The organism is Nocardia sp. alder85J (assembly GCF_020176955.2).
Taxonomy (GTDB): domain Bacteria; phylum Actinomycetota; class Actinomycetes; order Mycobacteriales; family Mycobacteriaceae; genus Nocardia.
In genome coordinates this window covers 521,156-543,761 of the sequence record NZ_JAIUCZ020000002.1, presented here as the reverse complement: position 1 = coordinate 543,761, position 22,606 = coordinate 521,156, and the positions used below count along the sequence as shown (strand labels likewise).

Genomic DNA, 22,606 nt, shown 5'->3' with positions numbered 1-22,606 from the left:
GATTCGCGGTGCGGCGTCCGGCGCCGATACCTCGGGCACCACTGGCGATGAGGGCGTTTCCGCCATGGAAGTTTGCCATGTGTTCAGCTTCCCGTTCTGGCCTCGGTTGCCGAGACTGCCGAAAGGCCCCTGTCGTGGGGCCGTCGGACCGCTGTCTCACTGTTCCGGATGGACGACCATCACCGGGCACTGTGCATGCTGCACCAGGGAATTCGAGGTCGAGCCGAGCAGCAGCCCGCGGAATCCGCCGCGGCCACGGCTGCCGGTGACCACCAGTTGCGCCCGCGTCGACCAGTCGATCAGCACCGCCGCTGGATCCGAGGGATATGTCTGCCGGTTCACCGTCACCTCGGGGTATTTCTCCTGCCAGCCGGCCAGCCGCTCGGCCAGCACTGCGGCTTCGTCCACCGCGATGGTCGGCACGGTCTCGAGGAGGTACGGATAATCGGCGTACTGCCCGGCGTTGACATCCGCCCAGACGTGCACGGCCACCAGTTCCGTACCGCGTTCGGCGGCCTCCTCGAAGGCGGCGGCCAGGGCGGGCTCACTGCCGGGGCTGCCGTCGACACCGACGACGACCGGCCCCTCGGTCCGTACCCTGCCCTCGGGATCCGCGCGCACCACCACGACGGCGCCGTGTGCGTGGCTGGTCACCGCGACCATGATCGATCCCAGATGCGACGACCGTCCGCCCGCACCCGCGTCACCGATCACGACCCGGTACGCGTCGGCGCTGTACCGGATGAGCAGCGGGCTGGGGTCACCGTCGGACACCACGGAGGAGATCCGCAGCTGCGGATGGTGCTGCCGCACCGTGTCGACGGCCTGTCCGGTGTAGACCTCGCCGCGGTTGTGCATCGCTTCGACGACCGGCGTCAGCGAGACGTCGTAACGGCTGTACACCGCGGCCAGCTTGTTCAGCGTGAGTCCGTGCACGATGCGCAGTTCGCGCCCCCGCTGGGCGGCCAGGTCGGCCGCCCACAACAATGCCCGTTCCGACGCCTGCGACCCGTCGACACCGACCACCACGGCAGCCGATGCCAGATGATGCCGATCGTCACTGTCTCGCCGGTCCATCACAACCTCCTGGGATGCTTCCGGCGCTGCGCCGGGTTCCCTTACCGTAGGAAGTACGGTGGGGCCGCCGATGCGGTCGAAGGTCCCGTCCTCGTGGTCCGATCGCCCTGTCCGCCGGTGACGTTCACTCGGCAGGGCCGCGTTCGAGCGGGGGTGTCGTCGCTGCCGCCTGCGCTCGCATCAGCAGTTCGGCCAGGCCGTGTTCGATGCCGGCGCTCAGTACGTCGATGTCGGGGGTACTGTCGTAGTCGCCGGTGATGCCGAACACCAGTTGGTCCGTATAACTGAGAATTGCGATCGTGGTCCGCAGTCGCATGGCGATCGGCATGCAGGGCAACAATTCCAGCACCGGCCGACTGTCGAGGGTGAGCCGGCGCCGAGGTCCCGGCACGTTGGTGGCGAGCGCGGCCACCCCTCGCTGGGGATAGTGCACGACGAACCGCAACGCCCAGGCGACCGCGGGGAACGGTAACCATTCGGCGAGGGCCAGCACTGTCTTCTCCGCCTCGGCCGCACCGCTGTCCCGCTGCGACGCGACCCGCCGGCGCACGGCCACGAGCCGGTCCACCGGATCGTCGACCTCGATCGGCAGTTCGGCGAGCATCGCCGAAACCCGGTTGTCCAGAACGTGTTTCGCACGCTGCCCGCGCATCGACCGCGGAATCAGCACCCGCATCGTGTCCGTCGGAGTCTCGCCGCGCCGGCGCAGCACCGCGCGATAGGCGGCGGTGATCGCGGCCACCGCGACATCGTTGACGGTCGCGCCGAACGCCGCGCCGATGGCCTGTACCTCCGGCAGACCGGCCCGCGCGATCGCGTAGCGGCGTTGCCGGCCGATCGAACCGTTGAACGAGGAGGGTGCGCCGGGCCCCGCGGCGGCCCACACCACCGGCGCCAGGCTGCGCGCCATCGACAAGGCCAAGCCGGGAGCCTGCATCGACAGGCGCAGTGCCCGGCTCGCGAGGTGCAGTGCGCCGAGGCGGCCCGGCGTTGTGGCCGACGGCATTTTCCGACCGGAATCCGTTGAATCGCAGAAGCTTTCGAGTAGAGACACGCCGGAGATCCCGTCGACCATGGCGTGGTGTGCCTGGATCATGATCGCCCAGCGCTCACCGGCGAGGCGTTCGATCACCAGGCACCGCCACAGCGGGCGATCCGGGTCCAGGCGCTGTTCGAGTTCGGAAGCGATCAGTTCCCGGAGTACCCGTTCGTCACCCGGCTCCGGCAGCGCCGTCCAGCGCAGGTGATGATCCGGGTCGAACGCCGGATCGTCCACCCATGCCGGTGCGCCCAGGTCCCACTGGGACCGTCGCACCCGCTGGCGCAGTCGCGGCTGCCGATCGGCGATATCCGCTATCCGGGCTCGCATCCGATCCCGGTCCGGCGGTGTTCCGGCGATCACGGCCACCACGCCGATACCGAGACTGATATGCCGATCGGCCTCCTCCAATTCGAGGAAGCCGGTGTCGAGGGGATGCAGACCGGCCATGACCACGACCTCCACCGGCAACCGTCGGCGGCCTGGCGCTCGACTGGGGAATTGCCGATCCGTTGCGACCATCCTGTCGCGATCCGGGAACGCCGGACAGATACCTTGGTCCTCGCCCGGAGCGACTTCCGACCACGGCGGACCGGGGCAGGCTGCCGATGCCCTTCGGGCCGGACTACTCGCCGGGGTTCGCCTCGACTCGCGGCACGGGTTCCGCCGTGGTCGATTCCACCGTGGTTTCCGGCAGGTCGGCGGCCGTTACCCCGGGGACGGAAGTCCTCGCGAACGGCGGTCGACGGCAGCGACCGGCAGCATCTGACCACGGTCGTCCGGTCGGGGTGGATTGCCACACACGAGTACCGGGCACAGCGCGCGATGCAGCATGTCCCGGCTCGTCGACCCGAGCAGGACCGCCGCGGCGGCGGTGCGGCCCCGGCTGCCGAGCACCAGCATCTGGGCATTCGCCGACCGCGCCGCCAGCACCGCGATCGTGTTGCCGGCTGCGGCCACCGCGTGGACCTCGACATCGGGGAACCGCGCCCGCCAGGGGGCCACGGACCGTGACAGCAGCGCACGTGCCGCCGCGGCGCCGTCCGGCTGGCCCAGCGGGGCGATCCCGGGCGCCCACGCATGGACGGCGACCACTCCCACCTCCAGCGCCGACGCCAGTTCGAATGCACAGCCGACGGCATGATCACCGATCTCGGTCCCGTCGACCCCCACGAGAACGGGATCGTGCCGTGGAATCGGCCGGCCCGCGACGCCCCGCCACACCCCGACCGGGCACTGCGATCCGATGGTCACATGGCTGGTCGTCGGCCCGATCAACCGGGAGTGGTGGACCGACTGCGCGCCCACGATCACCAGCCGCGCCCGTGCGCTCGCCTCGATCAAGGCGGAATCTGCTGGGCCAGAGCATATTCTGCCGTCGATCCGCAGATGGTCGGTGCACGTCCGCGCCAGCGCGACCGCCTGCCCGAGGACGCCGGCGGCGGCCGACGAGGTTGCGAGGACGGCCTGGTGCCGCGGGTGCGGGACCGGCTCGGCGGACAAGACCGTCAGCGAGGTGCGCAGCCCCGCGGCGAGGTACGCTGCCCACCTGACGGCATTCATGGCGGTGGAGGATCCGTCGACCCCGACCACGACGGGACGTCGATCCGGGCCCTCGGCATTGCGGATCACGCTCCCGGCCCGCGCACGACGACGATCGGGCATTCCACCACATGCGCGAGCGCACTGCTGGTCGACCCGATCAGCATGCCGGTGAACCCGCCACGGCCGTGACTGCCCACCACCACCAGCTGTGCTTCCTCCGAGACGTCCAGGATGGCGCGGGTCGGGTGGTCGCGGGCCAGGATCCGGCGCACCGGCACATCGGGGTAGCTCTCGGTCCAACCGGCCATGCTCTCGGCGAACACAGCGTCCTCGGTGTCACGGATGGCATCCCAGCCGCTGATCGAGATGTCCAGCGCGGCGGACATGTCGCTCCAGGCGTGCACCGCGACCAGGCCGACCTTGCGGTGGGACGCCTCCTCGAAGGCCAGCCGCAACGCCGGGATGCTGTTGGCGCTGCCGTCGACACCGACGACCACCGGCCGACCCAGCAGTATCGGATCGGTGGCGGAAATGGAGTGAACCACCACCGCCGGGCAGTGCGCATGCCGGATCACGGCGGACCCGACCGACCCCAGCAGGCCGCGGCCCAGCGCGCCCAGACCGCGGCTGCCGACGACGACCATCCGAACGGTCCGGGACCGCTCCACGAGTTCCCCCACGATATGCCGGGTGGTCACTTCCTTCGTGATCGACAACTCGTCGCCCGGCACGGCCGTCCGTGCGATCCGCTCGGCCTCGGTCAGGATGCGTTCGCCCTCCACGCGCAGCCAGTCCAGCTCCGTCATCATCGCCGCGCCGAAGCCCGGTGGTACCGCGACAGAGGTGATCAGGTGCAACCGGCAGCCGTACAGGGCGGCGTCGGCCGCCGCCCACGCGGCAGCACTGTAGGACACCGCCGACCCGTCGACCGCCGCGATGATCGGCGCCGACGGATCCGGTGTCGGAGGGGCGTTGTGCTCGGTCATGAGAACCTCCTGTCGAAACGGTCCGGACGGGCGTCAGCTGCCCTGCCCGAGCGGATGGTCGTCCAGCGTCCGCCACTGCCGCGTCCACTCGACGTCGTGCAGTCGCAGTACCCGGCGGTGGATCAGTGCGACGAGACCCACGACCGCCGCCCACACCGCCGCCAGCAGCGTGACGCCCGCGCCGATACCGCGCGAGGCGGCCGCGTCCGATCCGAGCGGCGCACTGGTCCACCGCCCGTCACGGTCGACCCAGATCGAAACGGCGTCGCCGGGCCGGGCCGAACGGCCCACGCCGACCACGGCCCGGCCCGGCTGTCCGTGGAAGGTCCAGGACACGGTCGCGTCGGTCTGCGAGAACACATGCCCCGTCATGTCTCCGTGAGACTCCGTCACCGGATTATCCGAGATCGTGGCCGGGATCTGCGTTTTCGCCGCGTTCTCGGCAGCGATGGAGACCTGGGCGGACGCGTACTCCGCGGTCCCGGCCGCACCGGCCACCGGAACCGCGGCCAGCATCACGACCATGGCCACGATGCGGATCACCCCTTCCACCCGGTCCGACGGCCGCATCAGGGGGCTGTGGCTCCACGGCAGTTCTCTCAGGACCCGTACCGGCAGCGATGGGTACCGCGACACGGTGAACACCTCTCTCCATTCCTCGAATCGGTTCACAACCGATGGACGAACTCGTCCACCGGACGGCGCGGCGTCGGTGTCAGCGGCTCCGAACTCGTTGCCGCCCAACCGACTCGGATGATCATCTGGGGAAATCCACTGTCACCGATCACCTCTGTCCGAATGTCGTCCCGGGTGTCGGGCAGTTCCAGTGGCTCGGTCAGCGGGCAGGTCGCCATGCCCAGCGTGGTGGCGGTGAGCAGGACGGCACTGGCGGCCTCACCGGCCCGCAGCCGGGACAGCCGATCGTCGCCGGCGGTGGCGAGCAGCAGCAATCGGTCCGTACCCTCGGTGTCACGCAGAACCGATTGCGGCAGAACGGGATCGGCGAACGACCGGGTCATCGGGTCGGTCGCGACGACCGCGCTGCGGGCCGGGACCCCGGCCGGTTCGGCATGCCGGCCGCTCCAGCGATCCAGTTCCGCCTCGTAACCGGCGTCCCGGGCGTGCTCCCGGGCAGCGCGCTCGAACGCGTGGGTCAGCCGCGCTCTCGCCCCACCGTCCTCGATGTCGTGAACGATCACGCCGCACGCGGCGCCGGCGGCCACCATGGCCGTCACGTGCGCAGCGGGCACCTCCCAGGAGGTGTAGCGACGACGATCGGTGCGCCGGTCCGTGATCGCCCGGCCGAGCCGCACGGCGGCCGCGGTCGGCTGGGCCGCACGGAACTCGACGGCGGCCAGATGGTCCGGATCATCCGGATTCGGCAATCGGTGAACAACGGGCTTCCAGCCGAGCCCCTGCGCCGCGACCTGGAGATGGTGCAGCATCGCACCGCAGCTCAGAATCAGGTCGCGGCCGTCGGGATCGGTGTGCGACAACTGCCGCCCGGTATCGGCGTACAGCTGGACGGTCTTGTCACCCACTCGCCACAGCCAAGGCTGGGTGTTGTGCACCGAGGGCGCGCGTGCCGCCAGCGCGAGCGCTGAGCGGAGCGTCTCGTGGTCGGGATGTGTGATGGTCATCGTGGCTCCAGCAGGCCGGCCGGTCGCATCCGGTATGTCCCGAATGCCTCTTCCGAACTCAGCATCGCGCGTGGGCCCGGTCCGCGGGGACGGCCGAAAGTCACCGACAACGAGGACATGGGGCACGACCGAGGTCGCAACCAGCCACAACCCTCAGCCTGATCACATGCGCATCATCGCCCGGAACGAAGCCGCCGCGTGCCACCGAGCGGCCGAGGGTCCCCCGGACCCCGATGGCCGTGCATCGCACGGGACCAGGCTGCGGCCAACCACTCACCTGAGCACCGATTTCAGCCGAGTCAGGCGCTCTCGAGCGTGCCGTCGAGCCGCCTAGAACGTCCAGCGTGTGGTGCCGCCGGGCGCGACGGTGGACACCGATACCGCCGACCGGGGCGCGATCCGGTAGATGTACCAGGGTGCCGGACCGGTCGCGGGCGCGTTGAACGGCGCCGTCAGCCCTGTCCCGGATTCGTCCACTTCACACGGCCAGCCACCCTCGGCCCAGATCGCCGCGATGCGCCCGACCGTGGCCGGGTCGGAGATCTTCTCGGCCGTCCCGTTGATGACGAGATCGAATTCGTTCGCCGAGACGCTCACGGAGCAGCGCGGGTCGCGCGTCACGTTCCTCCCCTTCTGGGTGGCGTCGCCTGTTTGAAACCAGTACGTGCCGTCGACCCATACTGCGCCGACCGCGGTGACATGTGGCGTTCCGTCGGCGTTGATCGTGGTGAGCCAGGTCGTGTGCCTGGTAGGCCCGCCGCTTTCCGGTGCCTGATCAATGTCGCGGCCGAGCACCGCCGTGACGCCGTCCCAGTTCTGGATCTGCATCCCGTTGGAGTCGTCGAGATTCCTGGCTTTCATCGCTCATCCTTTCCGCGGTTTACCCGGGTAGACGACTCCCGCCGGCCGAACTCATCGCGGGACCAGGCTCATCCCACCCTGCGAATATGCCATATGGCCGCTGGCCCGACGAAGCGGTTGTCCGGCGCAGCACGACGAGATCCGGTCCGGGAAATCAGGACCGATTCGAGATGGGTGGCATACAACTGCCAGGCGGATGTCAGTGGGTCGCCGGTGCGAATGCGCCGTGAAGTTCGGCGGCGACCACCGCGGTTCGTCGTTGCTGCCGTGGCGCCGACACCGGTGACGGTGCCGACGTTGCGGGCCGACACGATGGTCACCGAGGAGAACAGGAGCAGGATCAGTCGTCGTCGTTGTCGTCGGCCTGTTCCCGCTGCTGCTGCTGGATCTGGCAGGCCCAGACGGGCATGGCGTCGAGGCACTTCTGCCAGATCCCGGGTTCGTCGGCGGACTCGACGTTCGAGGTCGCGATGCCGGCGGCGATCCCCGCTCCCAGCAGTGCGCCGGACACGCATCCGACCGGAATGGTCACGAGCTCGATCGGTGGCAGGGCCAGACCGGTGATCGCCCCGAACACGCAACCCGGCACGACACCGGCTGCGGCACCGGCCAATCCCGCACTCGCCGCCGCCGCGTTCTCCTGATTCTGTTCGTCGGCGACAGCGCTCTCGTAGTCGTCCAGGGCATCGACCGGATGTACCGCCGCGACCGAAGCAGACGGCGCGACAACCGTTTCCGCACTCGCCGTCCCCGCCGCGACCGCTGCCGCGGCCGCCGTCGACACCAGCACCACCACGAGGTGACCGATCCTCATGACCATGTCCTCCCTGCCGAATCCCGTTTCCGCACAGTGGGAAACGGTAGGGACCGCTGCCACCCTACCGATCACAGGTTTGTCAGCGCGCCCGTTGCTTCGATCGCGTTTTTCATCTCGGCGATGCCGATCCGGGTGCGGATGTGGATCTCGGGCGCGACGGCATCGGGCAGGACGTCGGTCGTCCACGCTGGAAGCCGGTTGCCCGCGTCGCCGCCCGGTGACAACCGGTGGCGACCCGGGCGAGTATTCCGGATTACAGCACGCGCAGCCTGGGGGCGAGGTCGCGTTCGAACATGCGCAGGAAGCGCTGCTGGTCGTGGCCGGGGGCGTGGAAGACCAAGTGGTTCAGGCCCGCCGCGATGTACGGCTGGATCTGTGCCACGGCCTGGTCCGGATCCGAGGCGACGATCCAGCGCTTGGCGACCTGCTCGATCGGCAGGGCGTCGGCGGCGGCCTCCATCTCGATCGGGTCGGTGATGGAGTGCTTCTGCTCGGCGGTCAGCGACAGTGGCGCCCAGAAACGCGTATTCTGAAGTGCCAGTCCGGGATCGGTGTCGTAGGAGATCTTGATCTCGATCATGCGGTCGATGTCGTCGAGGGTGCGGCCCGCCTTCGCCACTCCCTCGGTCACCGCGGGCATCAGCTTCTCGGTGTAGAGATCCATGCCCTTGCCGGAGGTGCAGATGAATCCGTCACCGGCCCGGCCCGCGTAACGGGCCACCACCGGGCCGCCCGCGGCGATGTACACCGGGATGCCGCGTGTGGGCACGTCGTAGATCGAGGCGCCGACACACGTGTAGTACTCGCCGTCGAAGTCGACACGCTCACCGGTCCACAGCGCCCGCATGAGTTCCACGGATTCGCGCAGCCGCGCGAAACGCTCCGTGAACTCCGGCCATTCGCCCTTGTACCCGGTGGCGATCTCGTTGAGCGCCTCGCCGGTGCCGACACCGAGCATGATGCGATCCGGGTACAGGCAGCCCATGGTGGCGAACGCCTGCGCGATCACCGCCGGGTTGTAGCGGAAGGTCGGCGTCAGCACCGAGGTGCCGAGCCGGATGCGGCGGGTGCGCTCCCCCGCCGCGACCAGGAACGCCAGCGAGAAGGGCGCGTGCCCGCCGTGGTGCCGCCAGGGCTGGAAGTGGTCCGAGACCGTCACGCTGTCGAAGCCGTGTTCCTCGGCGGCGACGGCCAGTTCCACCAGTTCCCGCGGCCCGAACTGTTCCGCCGACGCCTTGAGGCCGAGTGTCACGCTCACTGATCGGTCCGGACTTCGCTGCGATCTCCGCTCCACAGCGTGTGGTAGTTGCCTTCGGCGTCGACGCGCTCATAGGTGTGCGCACCGAAGAAGTCGCGCTGCCCCTGGGTGAGGGCCGCGGGCAGCCGCTCGGCGCGCAGAGCGTCGTAGTAGGACAGCGAGGAGCCGAAGGCCGGCACCGGGATACCCAGCTGGACCGCGGTGGACACCACCCGGCGCCAGCTGTCGACGCCCTGTTCGATGGCCTCGCGGAAGTAGGGGGCCAGGATCAGGCTCGGCAGGTGCGGGTCGGCCTCGTAGGCCTCCTTGATGCGATCGAGGAACCGCGCCCGGATGATGCAGCCACCGCGCCAGATGGTGGCCAGGTCGCCCGGGTGCAGGTTCCAGTCGTATTCGGCGCTGCCCGCGGCGATCTGGTCGAAGCCCTGCGCGTAGGCGACGATCTTCGACGCGTACAGCGCGCGCCGGATGTCCTCGGTGAATTGCGCCGCGTCGCCGGGCTTTTCCGCCAGGCTACCGGCGGCCAGGCCGTGCGCGGCCTTGCGCTGCGCGCGCGAGCCGGACAGTGCGCGGGCGAAGACCGCCTCGGCGATGCCGGTCACGGGGATACCGAGATCGAGGGCGGACTTGACCGTCCACCGGCCGGTGCCCTTCTGCTCGGCGGCATCGACGATCACGTCGACCAGCGGCTTGCCGGTCTTCGCGTCGACCTGCTGGAGCACCTGCGCGGTGATCTCCACCAGATAGCTTTCCAGCTCACCGGAATTCCACTGCGTGAACACCTCGGCGATCTCCGGCGCGCTCGCGCCGAGCGCGTCGCGCAGCAGGTGGTAGGCCTCACCGATGAGCTGCATGTCGGCGTACTCGATACCGTTGTGCACCATCTTCACGAAGTGACCGGACCCGTCCGGGCCGATATGGGTGCAGCACGGCACCCCGTCGACCTTCGCGGCGACCGATTCCAGCAGCGGCCCCAGCGATTCGTAGGACTCCTTCGGACCACCCGGCATGATCGCGGGCCCGTTCAGCGCGCCCTCCTCACCACCGGAGATACCCGCGCCGACGAAATTCAGCCCGCGCGCGGCCATCGCGGCCTCGCGCCGGATGGTGTCGGTGTACAGCGCGTTACCGCCGTCGATGATGATGTCGCCGGGCTCCATCACCGCCGCGAGCTCCTCGATCACCGCGTCGGTGGCCGCGCCCGCCTTCACCATGATCAGCACCCGCCGCGGCTTCTCCAGCGCGCCGACGAACTCCTCGATCGTCTCGGTGCGGACGAATTCGCCGTCGCCGCCGTGTTCGGCGAGCAGGGCATCGGTCTTGGCCACACTGCGGTTGTGCAGAGCGACGGTATAACCGTTCCGCGCGAAGTTGCGGGCGATGTTGCTGCCCATGACGGCAAGACCCGTCACACCGATCTGAGCAATGGCACCTGAGGAAGTCATGATCCAGATCCTTTCATCCGAGGGTCGTGAGGGAACGGTCGGCCGTGACCGACTGCCGGTTCACACACGGCGGCCTCGGCGCCCGATCCCGGGAAGCGGCCCGTCGCTGATCCGCTGCCCGGATGCGGCCTACCACCCGTTCCAGTGGGTGAGCCGCTCGGCGGGCAGGCGCTGCGCCGGCCGGAAATCGGTGCCCTGCGTGTACCCGATCGGGAACAGCCCGCCCTGGCTGTACCGGTCGAACGGGATACCGAGCAGATCGGCGGCCCGCTTCTCCCCGTCACCGACGAGATGCAGTGTCGTCCACGCCGACCCGAGTCCGCGCGACCGCAACGCCAGCATGAAACTCCACACCGCGGGCAGCAGCGAACCCCAGAAACCCGCGCTGGACCCACCGGCATTGTCCACCCGGCCCTCCAGGCACGGGATCAGCATGACCGGCACCTCGTGGAGATGATCGTTGAGATACCGCGCCGAGTCGTACACCCGAGGCCGGCTCAGATCCCGCTCGTCCCCGAACGCGGGCTTCGGCGCATCGAGATACGGCGTCGCATACGTCCGATAGATGTCGGCCAGCGCCTTCTTCTGCTCGGCATCCTCGACGAATACCCACTGCCACCCTTGGGAATTCGAACCCGTCGGCGCCTGCAACGCCAATTCCAGGCACTCCAGCAACACCTCCCGCGGCACCGGCCGACCGAGATCCAGCCGCTTACGCACCGAACGCGTGGTGGACAGAACTTCATCGACGGACAGATTCAACGCGTTCCCGATAGTCATTCCGCCATCCTTTCGCGGGCCCACGTCACAGGCAAGCTCCCCGGATGTGAGCCGCTCCTCGCCGTACGCACGCCGGCGAAGTGTCAGCGGGCGGCGGCTGTGCCGGGCGATCGGGGCTGATGATTAACTCGTCGGGGCGGCGGTGTGTGTATACCGCGGCGTATCGAACAGGCTCGACGGCCTGCCGTGCGGAGGTCCGGAGGCGATCATGACGATTCTCGATGAGGGTGGGCGCAGCGCGGCGTTCTCGGCGGGGATCGCGGTCAGCCCGATCGGGGAGAACGCGTTTCGGGGGGCGGCGCAGGCGGGGGCGCGGCGGCGGACGTACGGGGGGCGGATCGCGGCGCAGGCGTTGCTGGCCGCGGGGGCGACGGTGGCAGCCGATCGGCCTGTCCACTCGGCGCAGACGTCCTTTCTGCTGCCGGGTGACACCTCGGTGCCGATGGATTTCGCGGTGGGGGTGCTGCGGGACGGTGAGTCCTTCTCGACCCGCAGTGTCGAGGCGGTCCAGGGTGGGCGGGTGATCTTCACGATGGTCGCGTCGTTCCATCGGCGGGAGACCGGGGTCGGGCATCAGGTGGCCGGGCTCGACGGGCCCGGTCCCGAGGAACTCGCCGAGGTCACCGACACCTTCGCCGACGATGCGGACACTCTGCGCTGGGCCCTCGGGCTGATGAACACCATCGGCGCCGAGGTCCGGTTCCCGGAACTTCCGGTCCGGGCGTACGCGGCGCGCGGTGAGACCACGCCGCCACGCCAGAGCGTGTGGATGCGTACCACCGGCGCGGTGTCCGACGACGAACTGGGGCAGGCCGCCGGGGTGATGTACCTCAGCGACGCGCTGCTGCTGTCGGCCGCGCTGGGGCCGCACGGACGGACCTTCCAGGACGGCGGAATCCAGTTCGCCACCCTCACCCATTCCGTCTGGTTCCATGCCCCGCTGCGGGTGGACGACTGGTTCCGGTACGACCAGAGCAGCCGCTGGTCCGGCGCGGCGCGGGCGCTGTGCCACGGCGAGATGCTCGACCGCTCCGGGCGGCTGTGCGCCACCACCGCTCAGGAGGGTCTGCTGCGCACGCGGTGAGCTCCGCGCGTAGCCGGAAATTACGGCAGGGCAATGTATTTGGTCTCGAGGTATTCGTCGATGCCCTCACGGCCGCCCTCCCGGCCCAGGCCGGATTCCTTCACACCGCCGAACGGAGCGGCGACGTCGGAGATCACGCCGCGGTTGACGCCGACCATGCCCGACTCGATCCGCTCGGCGACGCGCAGCGCCCGCTCGAGACTCTCGGTGTAGATGTAGGCGGCCAAACCGTATTCGGTGTCGTTGGCGGCGGCGATACCTTCCTCCTCACCGTCGAAGCCGATGACGGCGGCCACCGGGCCGAAGATCTCCTCCCGCAGGATTCTGGCATCCGCGGGCAGATCGGCCAGGACGGTCGGCTCGTAGTAGTAGCCGATCTCGCCGGTGCGCGCGCCGCCGGTGGTGAGGACGGCGCCCTTCGCGACGGCGTCGTCGACCAGCTCGGCGACCGCATCGCGCTGCTTCTCGCTGACCAGCGGGCCGACCTGCACATCGGGCCGGTCCCCCGGGCCCAGCGTCAGCGACTTCATCGAATCCGTCAGGCGCGCGGTGAATTCCGCGCGCACCCGATTGTCGACGTGGAAACGGTTCGCCGCGGTACACGCCTCACCGATGTTGCGCATCTTCGCCAGCATCGCACCGGCCACCGCGGCATCGAGATCGGCATCGTCGAACACCACGAACGGCGCATTGCCGCCGAGCTCCATCGAACTGCGCAGCAGACGGTCGGCGGCCTTGGCCTGCAACAGCTTTCCGACCTTCGTCGAACCGGTGAAGGTGATCTTCCGGAGCCGATCGTCGCGCAGCAGCGGCTCGGTCAGACCGGCGGAGTTCGAGGTCGGCAGGATCGACACCACCCCCGCCGGAACACCCGCCTCGGCGAGCACCTGCCCGAGCAGAAGCATCGTCAGCGGGGTCTCGGCGGCCGGTTTCACCACCATCGTGCAGCCCGCGGCCAGCGCGGGGGCGAGCTTGCGAGTTCCCATGGCCAGCGGGAAGTTCCACGGCAGGATCGCGAGGGTGGGACCGACGGGCTGCTTGGTCACCAGGATGCGGCCCCTGCCCGACGGCGAGGGCGCGTAGCGGCCGCTGATCCGCACGGCCTCCTCGGCGAACCAGCGCAGGAATTCCGCGCCGTAGGTCACCTCGCCGTAGGACTCGGCCAGCGGCTTGCCCATCTCCAGCGTCATCAGCAGCGCGAAGTCGTCGGCCGCGGCGATCACCAGTTCCCATGCCCGGCGCAGGATCTCGGAACGCTCACGGGCCGGGGTGGCAGCCCAGCCGGCCTGCGCCGCGACCGCCGCGTCCAGGGCGGCCCGGCCGTCGTCGGCGCTCGCGTCCGCGACCTCCGCCAGCACCTCGCCCGTCGCCGGATTGCGGACCGCGAACGTGCGGCCGGTCCGCACCTGTGTACCGGCCAGCCACAGCCCGGTGGGCACGTCGATCGGCAGCGCCCTCGTGTCCGACATACGTCAGTTCTCCTTCACACCAGTGTGGTTGCCCGCGCACAGCGCCTGTTCGAGGACGTCCAGTCCGTCGGACAGCAATTCGTCGCCGATCACCAGCGGCGGGAGCAGGCGGATCACGTTGCCGTAGCTGCCGCAGGTGAGGATCACGACACCCCGGGCGAGCGCCTCGGCGGCAACCGCTTTCGCCAGTTCCGGCGCGGGGTCGGCGCCGCCGGGGCGGACCAGTTCGACGGCGAGCATCGCCCCGCGCCCGCGCACATCGCCGATGATGTCCAATTCCTTTGCCAGCGTGCGCAATCGAGGCAGCGCGAGCTGCTCGATCCGGCGGGCACGGGCCGGGAGATCCTCGGTGCGCATCACGTCGATCGTCGCCAGGGCCGCCGCGCAGGCGACGGGATTGCCGCCGTAGGTGCCGCCGAGCCCGCCGGGGTGCACGGCGTCGAGCAGTTCCGCGCGGCCGGTGATCGCCGCCAGCGGCATACCGCCCGCGATCCCCTTCGCCATGGTCACGATGTCGGGCACGACGCCCTCGTGCTCGCTGGCGAACCATGCACCGGTACGGGCGAATCCGGTCTGCACCTCGTCGGCGATGAACACCACCCCGTGCGCGGCGGCCCATTGCGCCAGTGCCGGAAGGAATCCCGGGGCGGGCACGATGAAACCGCCCTCGCCCTGGATCGGTTCGATGATCACCGCGGCGACGGAGTCGGCGCCGATCTGGCGTTCGATCAGCTCGACGGCCCGCGCCGCGGCCTGCGCGCCGGACAGTCCGGGCCGATCGCGGTACGGGTAGGACATCGGCATGCGGTAGATCTCGGGGGTGAACGGCCCGAAATGGGACTTGTACGGCGACGCCTTGGCGGTCAGCGCCATGGTGAGATTGGTCCGCCCGTGGTAAGCGTGATCGAAGGCCACCACCGCGCCGCGGCCGGTCACCGACCGCGCCACCTTGATCGCATTCTCCACCGCCTCGGCGCCGGAATTGAACAGGGCACTGCGCTTGGCGTGATCGCCGGGTGTCAGCGCCGCCAGCTCCTCGGCCACCTGGATATAGCCCTCGTACGGCGTCACCATGAAGCAGGTGTGGGTGAACCGCGCGGCCTGCGCGGCGACGGCGGCCGCGACCGCGGGGTGCGAGGCGCCGACCCCGGTCACCGCGATACCCGACCCGAGATCGATCAGCGAGTTGCCGTCGACGTCGAGGATGATCCCGCCGTCGGCATCGGCGGCGTACACCGGCACCGACGAGCCGACCCCCGCGGCGACGACCGCGGCCCGGCGGGTGGTCAGCGCCTGTGACCGCGGGCCCGGCAGCGCGGTGACGAGGGAGCGCCTCTGCGGCAGTCGCTGGGTCATCGGTGGCTCCTGTCGGGTTGGGGTGCGATATGCAGAGTCTGTTCCACCGCGCAGACCTGCGGATAGTGCCTTTCTGTACAATTTCGAGCCGTGAGCACTCCGTTTCGTCCAGCCGGACCGCACGACGCCGCGGCGTCCGGCGGAGACCATCGGTGACACCGGCGGTCTCGCTGCGCTGGGTGCTCGCGCAATCCGATCTGGGATTGCGCCTGCGCAGCGGTGATCAGGGGTTGGACCACCCGATCGACCTGGTCCTGACCACCGAACTCAGCGAGCCCTTCCCGTGGCTGGCGGGCGGCGAGCTGGTGCTCACCACCGGTCTGCGACTACCGGCCTCGCGCCACGGCCGCACCGCCTATCTTCACGGACTCCAGGCCTGTGGTGTGGCCGGGCTCGGATTCGGTACCGGTTTGTCGCATCCGGAGATCCCCGCCGACGTGATCCGGGCCGCCGACCGGATCGGCCTGCCGCTGCTCGAGGTCCCGCTGCCGACCCCGTTCGCCGCCATCATCCGGCGGGTCTCCGAACGGCTGGCCGAACTGCGCTACGAGGAGGCCCTGCGCGCCTCCCGCGCCCAGCCCCGGATCACCCGGGCCGTGGTGGACGACGGTGCACCGGCGGTCGTCCGGGAACTTGCCACCGCACTGGACGGGCGGATCGTGATGCTCGATCGGGCCGGCGCGGTCCTGCACGCGGACCGGGACGACTCGACCCCGGAACTACCGGCCGAGGTCGAGTCCGCCGACAGCGGTGTGTCGACCGATTCGCGCGGCGAGACGGTGACCTGGCAGCAGATCGCCGTGGGCCGCAGGCGCTACGGGGTGCTGATCGCGATCACCGGGGCGCCGCTGAGCAATGTGGGCCGAATCCTGCTGGGGCACGCCGGATCTCTGCTCGCCCTCGATTTCGCGAAGTCGGCCCGGCTCGCCTCCGCCCAACAGGCCCTGAACACCCGGGCCCTCGCCACCGCACTGGGCACGGACCCGGGCTCGCCGGACATCCCGGACCCTCTCATGGCCGCGGCCGATCCCCGGGGCCGGATCCGGGTATTGGTCACGACCTGCCCGACCGATGCGGAAACCGCTGCCCTGCAACAGGATATCTCCGACGCCTTCGAGGACACCGAACTGTCCCGATTCACCACCGTGGCCGGACGCCGGACCATCGTGGTGCTGCCGGCCTCCGACGGCGTGCCGTTCGCGCACCGACTGTCGGACCGGATCCGCGACCCGCTGCGGCGAGCGGTCCGCATCGGGATCAGCGCGGCGCATCCGCTCGCCCGGCTGGCCGACGCCGTCGATGCCGCGACCCTGGCCGCCGCGGCGGCCGTACCCGGCACCGCCCCAGTGGAATTCGGCGCCACGATCGGCACCGCCCTGCTGGCGTCGACAGCCGGCCGGGACGTGCTGGACACCATCGCCACCGTGCTGGATCCTCTGCTCGAACACGACCGGGAGCACGGCAGCGACCTGTTCGGATCGCTGCGCGCCTTCCTGGAGGCCAACGGCCACTGGGAGTCCGCGGCCGCCGAACTCGGTGTGCACCGGCACACGATGCGCAGCCGCCTCGCCACCGTCCGGTCGATTCTCGACTGCGATCTCGACCTCGCCCGCGTCCGCGCGGAACTGCTGCTGGCGATCCTGTCCCACAGCACTCGAACCGGGTGAGGGCCCGCCACCGGTGGGAGTTCCGCTGTGCGGCAGCGTATTCTGCAATACAACCCGCCCGGCGACGATCCGTCCATCCTGCCGGACCAGACCGGACCGGACCCTCGCAGCCGGGTCCGGATGCGAGGGATTCCCCTTCGGGTCAACAGGTTCCGGCGATACCCGCACTGGTGAAGACGGCGAGCTGTTCCACGAAATCGGGGTCGAGGCCGGACTCGCGCAGTGGTCGCCCGTACACAGGCTGGTCGACCCGGGTGAGTGTCTCGAGCATGCTGAGCATGCCGAGCACCACCCGGCGGCGGCCGCCCGCGGTCGGCGCGTCCCCGAGTGCCCGCTGGGTGACCTCGGTGAACAGCCGCGACACGCCGGGATCGAAGCCCGGGACGAAGTGGGCGAAGTCCTCGGTCTGGCTGAAGGTCAGGAAGACCCGCATCCAGCGCACGCCCACGACGGGTTCGCGCTCGATGAGTTCGACGATGGGTGTCAGCAGGGCGTCGACGGCCTCGCGCACGGTGACGGCTCCCGCCCTGTCGCGCAACGGGATCAGGCGTTCGGTGATGCTCGCCGAGATCGCGCCGGACCGGCGGCGGACGACGGCCTCGAGCAGGCTGCGCTTGGTCGGGAAGTGGTACGACAGCGCGCGCGGCGCGATATTCGCCTCCCTCGCGATAGCGCGCAGCGAGACGGCGTCCGGATTGGTGTGCCCGGCCATCGCCTCGGTGACGTCGAGGATGAGTTCACGCACGTCGACATCGCTGCGCGGTCCCCGGCGCCTGGACCCCTGCTCGCTCATGGCACCTCGCTGTCGTATCCCGTCGTGGTTCCGGCCACCGTTCGACGGGATCGACCGGTCAGCCGCGTATCACTTGCCGAGCGGGTTCTGCGTGATGTACTTCCCCTGCTCGACCTGCGGCGGCCACAGGGTGGACGGCAGGTCCGCATAACGGTAGTGCCCCGGCATATCCATCCCCTTCTGCCCGATCCGTTGCAGGAATGCCTCGGGCGCCTTCCCGGACTTCGCGATCGTCAGGAAGGTGTGCGCGGTCGAGCCGAGATCGAACCAGTCGCGCTGCCACGCGAAGCGGATCCTGCCGTCGGTCTCGTCGCGGGCGATCCCGAACCAGCTGCCGCCGATCCCCCGGATCTCGATCTCCTGCCCGTCGTCGTCGCGAATGCCCGAGCGCTGCTTCCAGAAGCCGATGATCATGGCGTTCTCCTCGTCGAGGACGGTGGCCATGTAGTCGTAGTGCCAGCCGTCGAGCCCCGCCATCTCGGTGCCGAGCGCGTAGCGGCGGATCTCCTCGCGGCCGACGGCCATGAAGTGCTCGTCGGGGGTGAACATCCAGCCGTAGGTGGCGTCGGCCAGATAGGAATCGGCCAGGATCCCCCAGTCGCCGGTGCGCTCGGCCTCGCGGTTCACCTCCAGCCATTCCTCCCAGAACCCCTTGATGTCCGCGCGGGTGAAGGTGTCGCTCATGGTGTTCCTCTCGTGAACCGGGGGCCGTGGATCGGGACGACCGGACTCGCTGCCATCCTGATGGACCACGACAGATTTAGTCAAGTGAGGAAATAGCGCCTCCCGGCGGACATCGGGGCCCGTCGCGCGGCTATTTCATGTGCGACAGCAGGCCGAGTTCCTCGTGCAGAGCGCCGTCCTGACCGAGGGCGCGGAAGTCCGCCTCCACCTCGGTGCGGTCGAGCCTGCCCCGCGCGGACCGCCTCGTAGCGCACATACGACCACAGGAACACGTCGAGATTGTCGAAGCGAGTGGCTTCCTCGAGCACTTCCTCCTCGTGGAACCAGAGCGCGACCTGGCCGTTGGTCAAGACGCAGAACAGGTTTCCGCCGCCGTCGGCGCCGACGGAGTAGACATCAGCGTCGGTCAGTTCGGTCTCGTAGTCCGAATCCAGTATGCGGCAGTCGTTCTCGGCAAACCCGAAGCCGTAGGACCAGTCGCGGATATCGAGGATCTCCGGCATCGCACCCGAGCGGACCCGCCGATCCAGCGCGGCCAACGCGGCGGCGTCGGCGGGCTTCAGCCGGGCGAGAAACGGTGTCACCGACCGGGTTTCCTCCGGAACCTCGATCGGGGCGGCGTCGGAGAACCAGCGGGTGAGATCGGCGTCGAGATCCCGGTCGATATAGCCGACGAGGTCGGCGAGAGAGAGCGTCACGCGAGGATCGTAAACGGCGGGGAGCACATCGGGCCGGTGCCGAGACTCGGGTGGCCGCACCGTGATCCGCACCACGCGCCGGCACGCCGTCGTCCCTGGACGGCCTGGCCGACGCCCTGGTCGCCACCGCGGTGGCGGAGGGTGTGGAAACCTCCGGCCCGGCAGCACATCCGATACTCAGGACCGGATGAATTCCAGCAGGTCCTTGTTGATCGTCTCGGCCTGGGTGGTCGGCATCCCGTGCGGGAAGCCGGGATACGTCTTCAGCGTGCCGTTCTGCACCAGTTCCACGGCGCGCGGGCCGGAGGTGGCGTAGGGCACGATCTGGTCGGCGTCACCGTTCATGACCAGGACCGGCACGGTGATCTTCTTCAGATCGTCGGTGTAGTCCTCGCGGATGAACGCGAAGATGCACTCGTACTGCCCCTTCGCGCCGCCCATCATGCCCTGCCGCCACCAGTTCGCGATGACGGCCTCCGACGGCTCCACGCCCGGCTGATCGAAGTTGTAGAACGGTCCCGAGGGCACGGCCCGGTAGAACTCCGAGCGGTTCGCCGCCAGCGCGGCCTGCAAACCCTCGAAGCAGATCGCCAAGCTCAGCCGGGTGTCACCGGCGACGGTGTACGCGCAGTGCGGCGGTAAGCAGGGGCTGCTGCGCTCGCTCATGGACGACTGGACGCAGGCTCCGCTGATCACCGACGCGCAGCAGCAGTTGATCACCGGTGACGATGCCGCGCAGACCATGGCGGCGCTCGGCACCGCTTATCTCCGGATCACCAAGCAGTGGGGCGACATCATCCAGGTGGTGATCGACACCGCGCCGCACGACGACGAATCCGGGGCGGTGCTCGCCACCGCGCAGCGGCGGCACAACCGCAGCCTCACCGCCGTCTGCCGTCATCTCGCGAGCATCGGCGCACTGCGCGACGACGTCGACGCGCCGCTGGCCGGCCGGATCATCACCTACTACTACGGCATCGACGGCCTGCTGCGGACCCGCAGGGTGTTCGGCTGGTCGCTGGAGCGTGCGAACGAGTGGCTGCTGGCTCACACCTCCGCGGCGGTCCTGCGGTCACCGGGCGAGCCGCCGAACCGGAACTGACCGGGGGCCGGCCGAGCGGACTGGAGCGCGTCGCCCTCGATATCGAAATTCGGCACGATCTTGTCGAACCACCGTGAGTGCCACCACATCCGGCGGCCGAGCAGGCTCATCACCGCCGGGATCAGGGTCAGCCGGACGACGAACGCGTCGAGGAACACCCCGACCGCCAGGGACAGTCCGATCGACTTGATGATCGGATCGCCGGCGGTCAGGAAGGCGATGAACACGCCGAACATGATCAGTGCCGCGGCGGTGACCACCCGGGCCGACAGTCCGACCCCGTTGCGCACCGCGTCCTGCGCGTCGCCGGTGCCGCCGTACTCCTCCTTGATCCGGGAGACGACGAAAACCTCGTAGTCGCTGGACAATCCGAAGACGATGCCGAGCACGATGATCGGCAGGAAGCTGATCGTCTCGCCCGGGGTGATGCCGAGCAGGCTTGCGCCCCAGCCCCATTGGAACACCGCGACCTGGATTCCGATGGCCGCGAACACCGACAGCAGGAATCCGGCGATCGAGGTGAGCGGCACCAGCGCGGCCCGGAAGGCGATGGTGAGCAGGACGAACGCGAGTCCGACGACCACCACCAGGAAGACCGGCAGGGCCGAGGCCAATTTGCCGGAGGTGTCGATGTTGGAGGACGTGGTGCCGCCCACCATGAGGGTGGCGCCGGTGCCGCCCGCGATGGTCGCGCGATCCTGCCGGATCCGCCGGACCAGGTCCGCGGTGGCCGGTTCGTTCGGTCCGGTGGACGGGATGACCTGGATCAGCGCGGTGCCGCCGCGAGACGGGCCGGGGCCCGCGGCGACCACGCCGGGTTCGTGCTGGAGGTTCGACACCAGCACCGGCAGCGCGGCGGCGGGGTCGGCGTTCGGCGGCAGGTCCGCCACCACCAGCAGCGGCCCGTTGAAACCGGGGCCGAGGTGGGCGGCGGTGAGGTCGTAGGCCCGGCGCGAGGTGTTGGATTCCGGCTGGGACGCACCGCTGGGCAGCCCCAGATGGATGCCGAGTGTGGGCAGACCCGCCGCGATCAGCAGGGCCGCGCCGGCGAGCAGCAGCGGCAGCTGGAACCGGACCACGAAGCGGGCCCAGCGGGCGCCGAGCGTGCGGTGCGGGGCGAAGGCGGCGGTCCGGGCGACCTGCCGCGCGCGGCCGGGACGCAGCGGGGTGGGGATGAACCTCGCGACCCGGTCACCGGCGAATCCCAGCAGCGCCGGCAGCAGCGTCACCGCGATGAGCAGCGCGACCAGCACCGACCCCGCGGCGGCCAGGCCCATGGCGGTCAGGAACGGGATGCCCACGACCGACAGGCCGCACAGCGCGATGATCACGGTGACCGCCGCGAACACCACCGCACCGCCCGCGGTGCCGACCGCCAGCGCGGCCGCCTCGGGTAGCGGGATGTGGCGGAGCACGTTGGTGCGATACCGGTTCAGGATGAACAGCGCGTAGTCGATCCCGCACGACAGTCCGAGCATCAGGGCCAGCGACAGCGCCGCCGACGGCATGTGCACCACCGCGGCGGCCGCGTAGATCCCGAGCGCGCCGATACCGACGCCGACAGAGGCCGTGATGATCGGCAGTCCGGCGGCGACGACGGCACCGAAGGTGACCAGCAGGATCACGAAGGCGGCGAGGATGCCGATGATCTCCGGAATCTCCGGCACCTTCACCTGATATCCGGGATACGCGCTGCCGGAGTATTCGACCTGCACGCCGGCGGACCGCGCCGGTGTCATCGCCGTCTGCAACGCGTTCAGCGACGACTCCTCCACCTCACCGGGCGGGTCCGACCACTGCACGGTGGCCAGCCCGAGGCGGCCGTCCGGCGACAGCTGCCGCGTCTGTTCGGGGGTCGCCACCGCGGCCACGTGCGGCACCGCGCGCAGGCCCGCCAGCGCCGCGTCGATGGCGGCCGCGACCGCGGGATCGAAGACCCTGGCGCCGGCGCCGGTCGCGAACACGATCTGGGTCTGCGCTCCGCCGTATTCCGGCATCGTCTGCCGCAGGTGCTCGACAGCGCGCTGGGATTCGGTGCCCGGAATCGTGAAATCGTCCGTCGGCCGCCCGCCCGCCGTCAGCCCCGCGATCGCCATGGCCGCGAGGATCACCAGCCAGACGATCGACACCGGCCATCGGTGCCGAAAGCTGAAGGCGCCGAGAGCGTACAGATAACGCGACATCACGTGCCTCCTGGGAAGTACGAGCCGGAATCCGCGGCTTCCACTGTGCACTGCCCCGCGCGCTACCGGGCTACCCGCCGCCTTCCGCTTCCGTGATGTGATCTTCGCCGGGCCCGGAATCG

General features: G+C 69.7%; 22 protein-coding genes and 1 pseudogene. 3 read left to right on the top strand and 20 right to left on the bottom strand.

Translation table 11 applies throughout. The features are described 5' to 3' along the window. Positions 1-156: 156 nt before the first annotated feature. From LBW94_RS08670 to LBW94_RS08610, 13 genes are all read right to left on the bottom strand, one after another. Positions 157-1,077 carry a universal stress protein gene (locus LBW94_RS08670; RefSeq protein ID WP_225055485.1) on the bottom strand — a complete coding sequence of 307 codons (921 nt, stop codon included), beginning with the start codon at positions 1,075-1,077 and terminating at the stop codon, positions 157-159. A gap of 124 nt (positions 1,078-1,201) precedes the next feature. Beyond that, positions 1,202-2,566 (bottom strand): wax ester/triacylglycerol synthase family O-acyltransferase, encoded by a 1,365-nt coding sequence (locus LBW94_RS08665; protein ID WP_225055483.1) that lies wholly within the window; start codon positions 2,564-2,566, stop codon positions 1,202-1,204. 258 nt (positions 2,567-2,824) lie between these two features. Next, positions 2,825-3,781 carry a universal stress protein gene (locus LBW94_RS08660; RefSeq protein ID WP_225055481.1) on the bottom strand — a complete coding sequence of 319 codons (957 nt, stop codon included), beginning with the start codon at positions 3,779-3,781 and terminating at the stop codon, positions 2,825-2,827. Then, a complete protein-coding gene (locus LBW94_RS08655; RefSeq protein ID WP_225055479.1) occupies positions 3,745-4,647 on the bottom strand; it encodes a universal stress protein in 903 nt (300 codons plus the stop codon). Before LBW94_RS08655 ends, LBW94_RS08660 begins: the two co-directional genes overlap by 37 nt. 33 nt (positions 4,648-4,680) lie before the next feature. Continuing rightward, the gene (locus LBW94_RS08650; RefSeq protein ID WP_225055477.1) at positions 4,681-5,283 is read right to left on the bottom strand and encodes a hypothetical protein; all 603 of its coding nucleotides are present in this window, start codon (positions 5,281-5,283) and stop codon (positions 4,681-4,683) included. A gap of 32 nt (positions 5,284-5,315) precedes the next feature. Next, positions 5,316-6,287: an Acg family FMN-binding oxidoreductase gene (locus tag LBW94_RS08645; protein ID WP_225055475.1), complete on the bottom strand. Its 972-nt coding sequence runs from the start codon at positions 6,285-6,287 to the stop codon at positions 5,316-5,318. Between the two features lie 330 nt (positions 6,288-6,617). Further along, a complete protein-coding gene (locus LBW94_RS08640) occupies positions 6,618-7,148 on the bottom strand; it encodes a pyridoxamine 5'-phosphate oxidase family protein (protein WP_225055473.1) in 531 nt (176 codons plus the stop codon). Positions 7,149-7,216: 68 nt separating this feature from the next. After that, positions 7,217-7,468, bottom strand: a complete 252-nt coding sequence (locus tag LBW94_RS08635; RefSeq protein WP_225055472.1) for a hypothetical protein — start codon at positions 7,466-7,468, stop codon at positions 7,217-7,219. A 20-nt stretch (positions 7,469-7,488) separates the two neighbouring features. Further along, positions 7,489-7,962 carry a hypothetical protein gene (locus LBW94_RS08630; protein WP_225055470.1) on the bottom strand — a complete coding sequence of 158 codons (474 nt, stop codon included), beginning with the start codon at positions 7,960-7,962 and terminating at the stop codon, positions 7,489-7,491. Positions 7,963-8,033: 71 nt separating this feature from the next. Continuing rightward, positions 8,034-8,189 carry a hypothetical protein gene (locus LBW94_RS08625; protein ID WP_225055468.1) on the bottom strand — a complete coding sequence of 52 codons (156 nt, stop codon included), beginning with the start codon at positions 8,187-8,189 and terminating at the stop codon, positions 8,034-8,036. Positions 8,190-8,218: 29 nt separating this feature from the next. Then, positions 8,219-9,223: a glucose-6-phosphate dehydrogenase (coenzyme-F420) gene (gene fgd, locus LBW94_RS08620; RefSeq protein ID WP_225055466.1), complete on the bottom strand. Its 1,005-nt coding sequence runs from the start codon at positions 9,221-9,223 to the stop codon at positions 8,219-8,221. After that, entirely contained in the window at positions 9,220-10,668 is a 1,449-nt protein-coding gene (gene gndA / locus LBW94_RS08615) for an NADP-dependent phosphogluconate dehydrogenase (RefSeq protein ID WP_225055464.1), read from the bottom strand. Before gndA ends, fgd begins: the two co-directional genes overlap by 4 nt. Before the next feature lie 129 nt (positions 10,669-10,797). Beyond that, a complete protein-coding gene (locus LBW94_RS08610; RefSeq protein WP_225055463.1) occupies positions 10,798-11,448 on the bottom strand; it encodes a nitroreductase family protein in 651 nt (216 codons plus the stop codon). A gap of 208 nt (positions 11,449-11,656) precedes the next feature. Here LBW94_RS08610 and LBW94_RS08605 point away from each other — a divergent pair, with 208 nt between their 5' ends. After that, entirely contained in the window at positions 11,657-12,532 is an 876-nt protein-coding gene (locus LBW94_RS08605; RefSeq protein ID WP_225055461.1) for an acyl-CoA thioesterase, read from the top strand. Between the two features lie 20 nt (positions 12,533-12,552). On the opposite strand, the gene LBW94_RS08600 is transcribed toward LBW94_RS08605, so the two are convergent. Both LBW94_RS08600 and gabT read right to left on the bottom strand, forming a co-directional pair. Further along, complete coding sequence (locus tag LBW94_RS08600) at positions 12,553-14,001, bottom strand: NAD-dependent succinate-semialdehyde dehydrogenase (RefSeq protein ID WP_225055459.1); 1,449 nt, start codon at positions 13,999-14,001, stop codon at positions 12,553-12,555. Positions 14,002-14,004: 3 nt separating this feature from the next. Then, a complete protein-coding gene (gene gabT, locus LBW94_RS08595; protein ID WP_225055457.1) occupies positions 14,005-15,357 on the bottom strand; it encodes a 4-aminobutyrate--2-oxoglutarate transaminase in 1,353 nt (450 codons plus the stop codon). Between the two features lie 152 nt (positions 15,358-15,509). Between gabT and LBW94_RS08590 the strand changes: the two genes are divergently transcribed. Next, positions 15,510-17,024 (top strand): PucR family transcriptional regulator, encoded by a 1,515-nt coding sequence (locus LBW94_RS08590; protein WP_225055455.1) that lies wholly within the window; start codon positions 15,510-15,512, stop codon positions 17,022-17,024. Positions 17,025-17,166: 142 nt separating this feature from the next. On the opposite strand, the gene LBW94_RS08585 is transcribed toward LBW94_RS08590, so the two are convergent. The 4 genes and pseudogenes from LBW94_RS08585 to LBW94_RS08570 form a co-directional block, all read right to left on the bottom strand. Then, entirely contained in the window at positions 17,167-17,817 is a 651-nt protein-coding gene (locus LBW94_RS08585) for a TetR/AcrR family transcriptional regulator (RefSeq protein ID WP_225055454.1), read from the bottom strand. A gap of 69 nt (positions 17,818-17,886) precedes the next feature. Then, complete coding sequence (locus LBW94_RS08580) at positions 17,887-18,501, bottom strand: nuclear transport factor 2 family protein (protein ID WP_225055452.1); 615 nt, start codon at positions 18,499-18,501, stop codon at positions 17,887-17,889. An 80-nt stretch (positions 18,502-18,581) separates the two neighbouring features. After that, entirely contained in the window at positions 18,582-19,199 is a 618-nt protein-coding gene (locus LBW94_RS08575) for a hypothetical protein (RefSeq protein ID WP_225055450.1), read from the bottom strand. A gap of 177 nt (positions 19,200-19,376) precedes the next feature. Then, positions 19,377-19,781 (bottom strand): annotated as a pseudogene (locus LBW94_RS08570) (alpha/beta fold hydrolase); the annotation flags it as partial. A 22-nt stretch (positions 19,782-19,803) separates the two neighbouring features. Here LBW94_RS08570 and LBW94_RS08565 point away from each other — a divergent pair. Next, the gene (locus tag LBW94_RS08565) at positions 19,804-20,301 is read left to right on the top strand and encodes a hypothetical protein (RefSeq protein ID WP_225055448.1); all 498 of its coding nucleotides are present in this window, start codon (positions 19,804-19,806) and stop codon (positions 20,299-20,301) included. On the opposite strand, the gene LBW94_RS08560 is transcribed toward LBW94_RS08565, so the two are convergent. After that, positions 20,247-22,484 carry an MMPL family transporter gene (locus tag LBW94_RS08560; RefSeq protein ID WP_225055447.1) on the bottom strand — a complete coding sequence of 746 codons (2,238 nt, stop codon included), beginning with the start codon at positions 22,482-22,484 and terminating at the stop codon, positions 20,247-20,249. The genes LBW94_RS08565 and LBW94_RS08560 overlap by 55 nt on opposite strands. Positions 22,485-22,606: the final 122 nt, after the last annotated feature.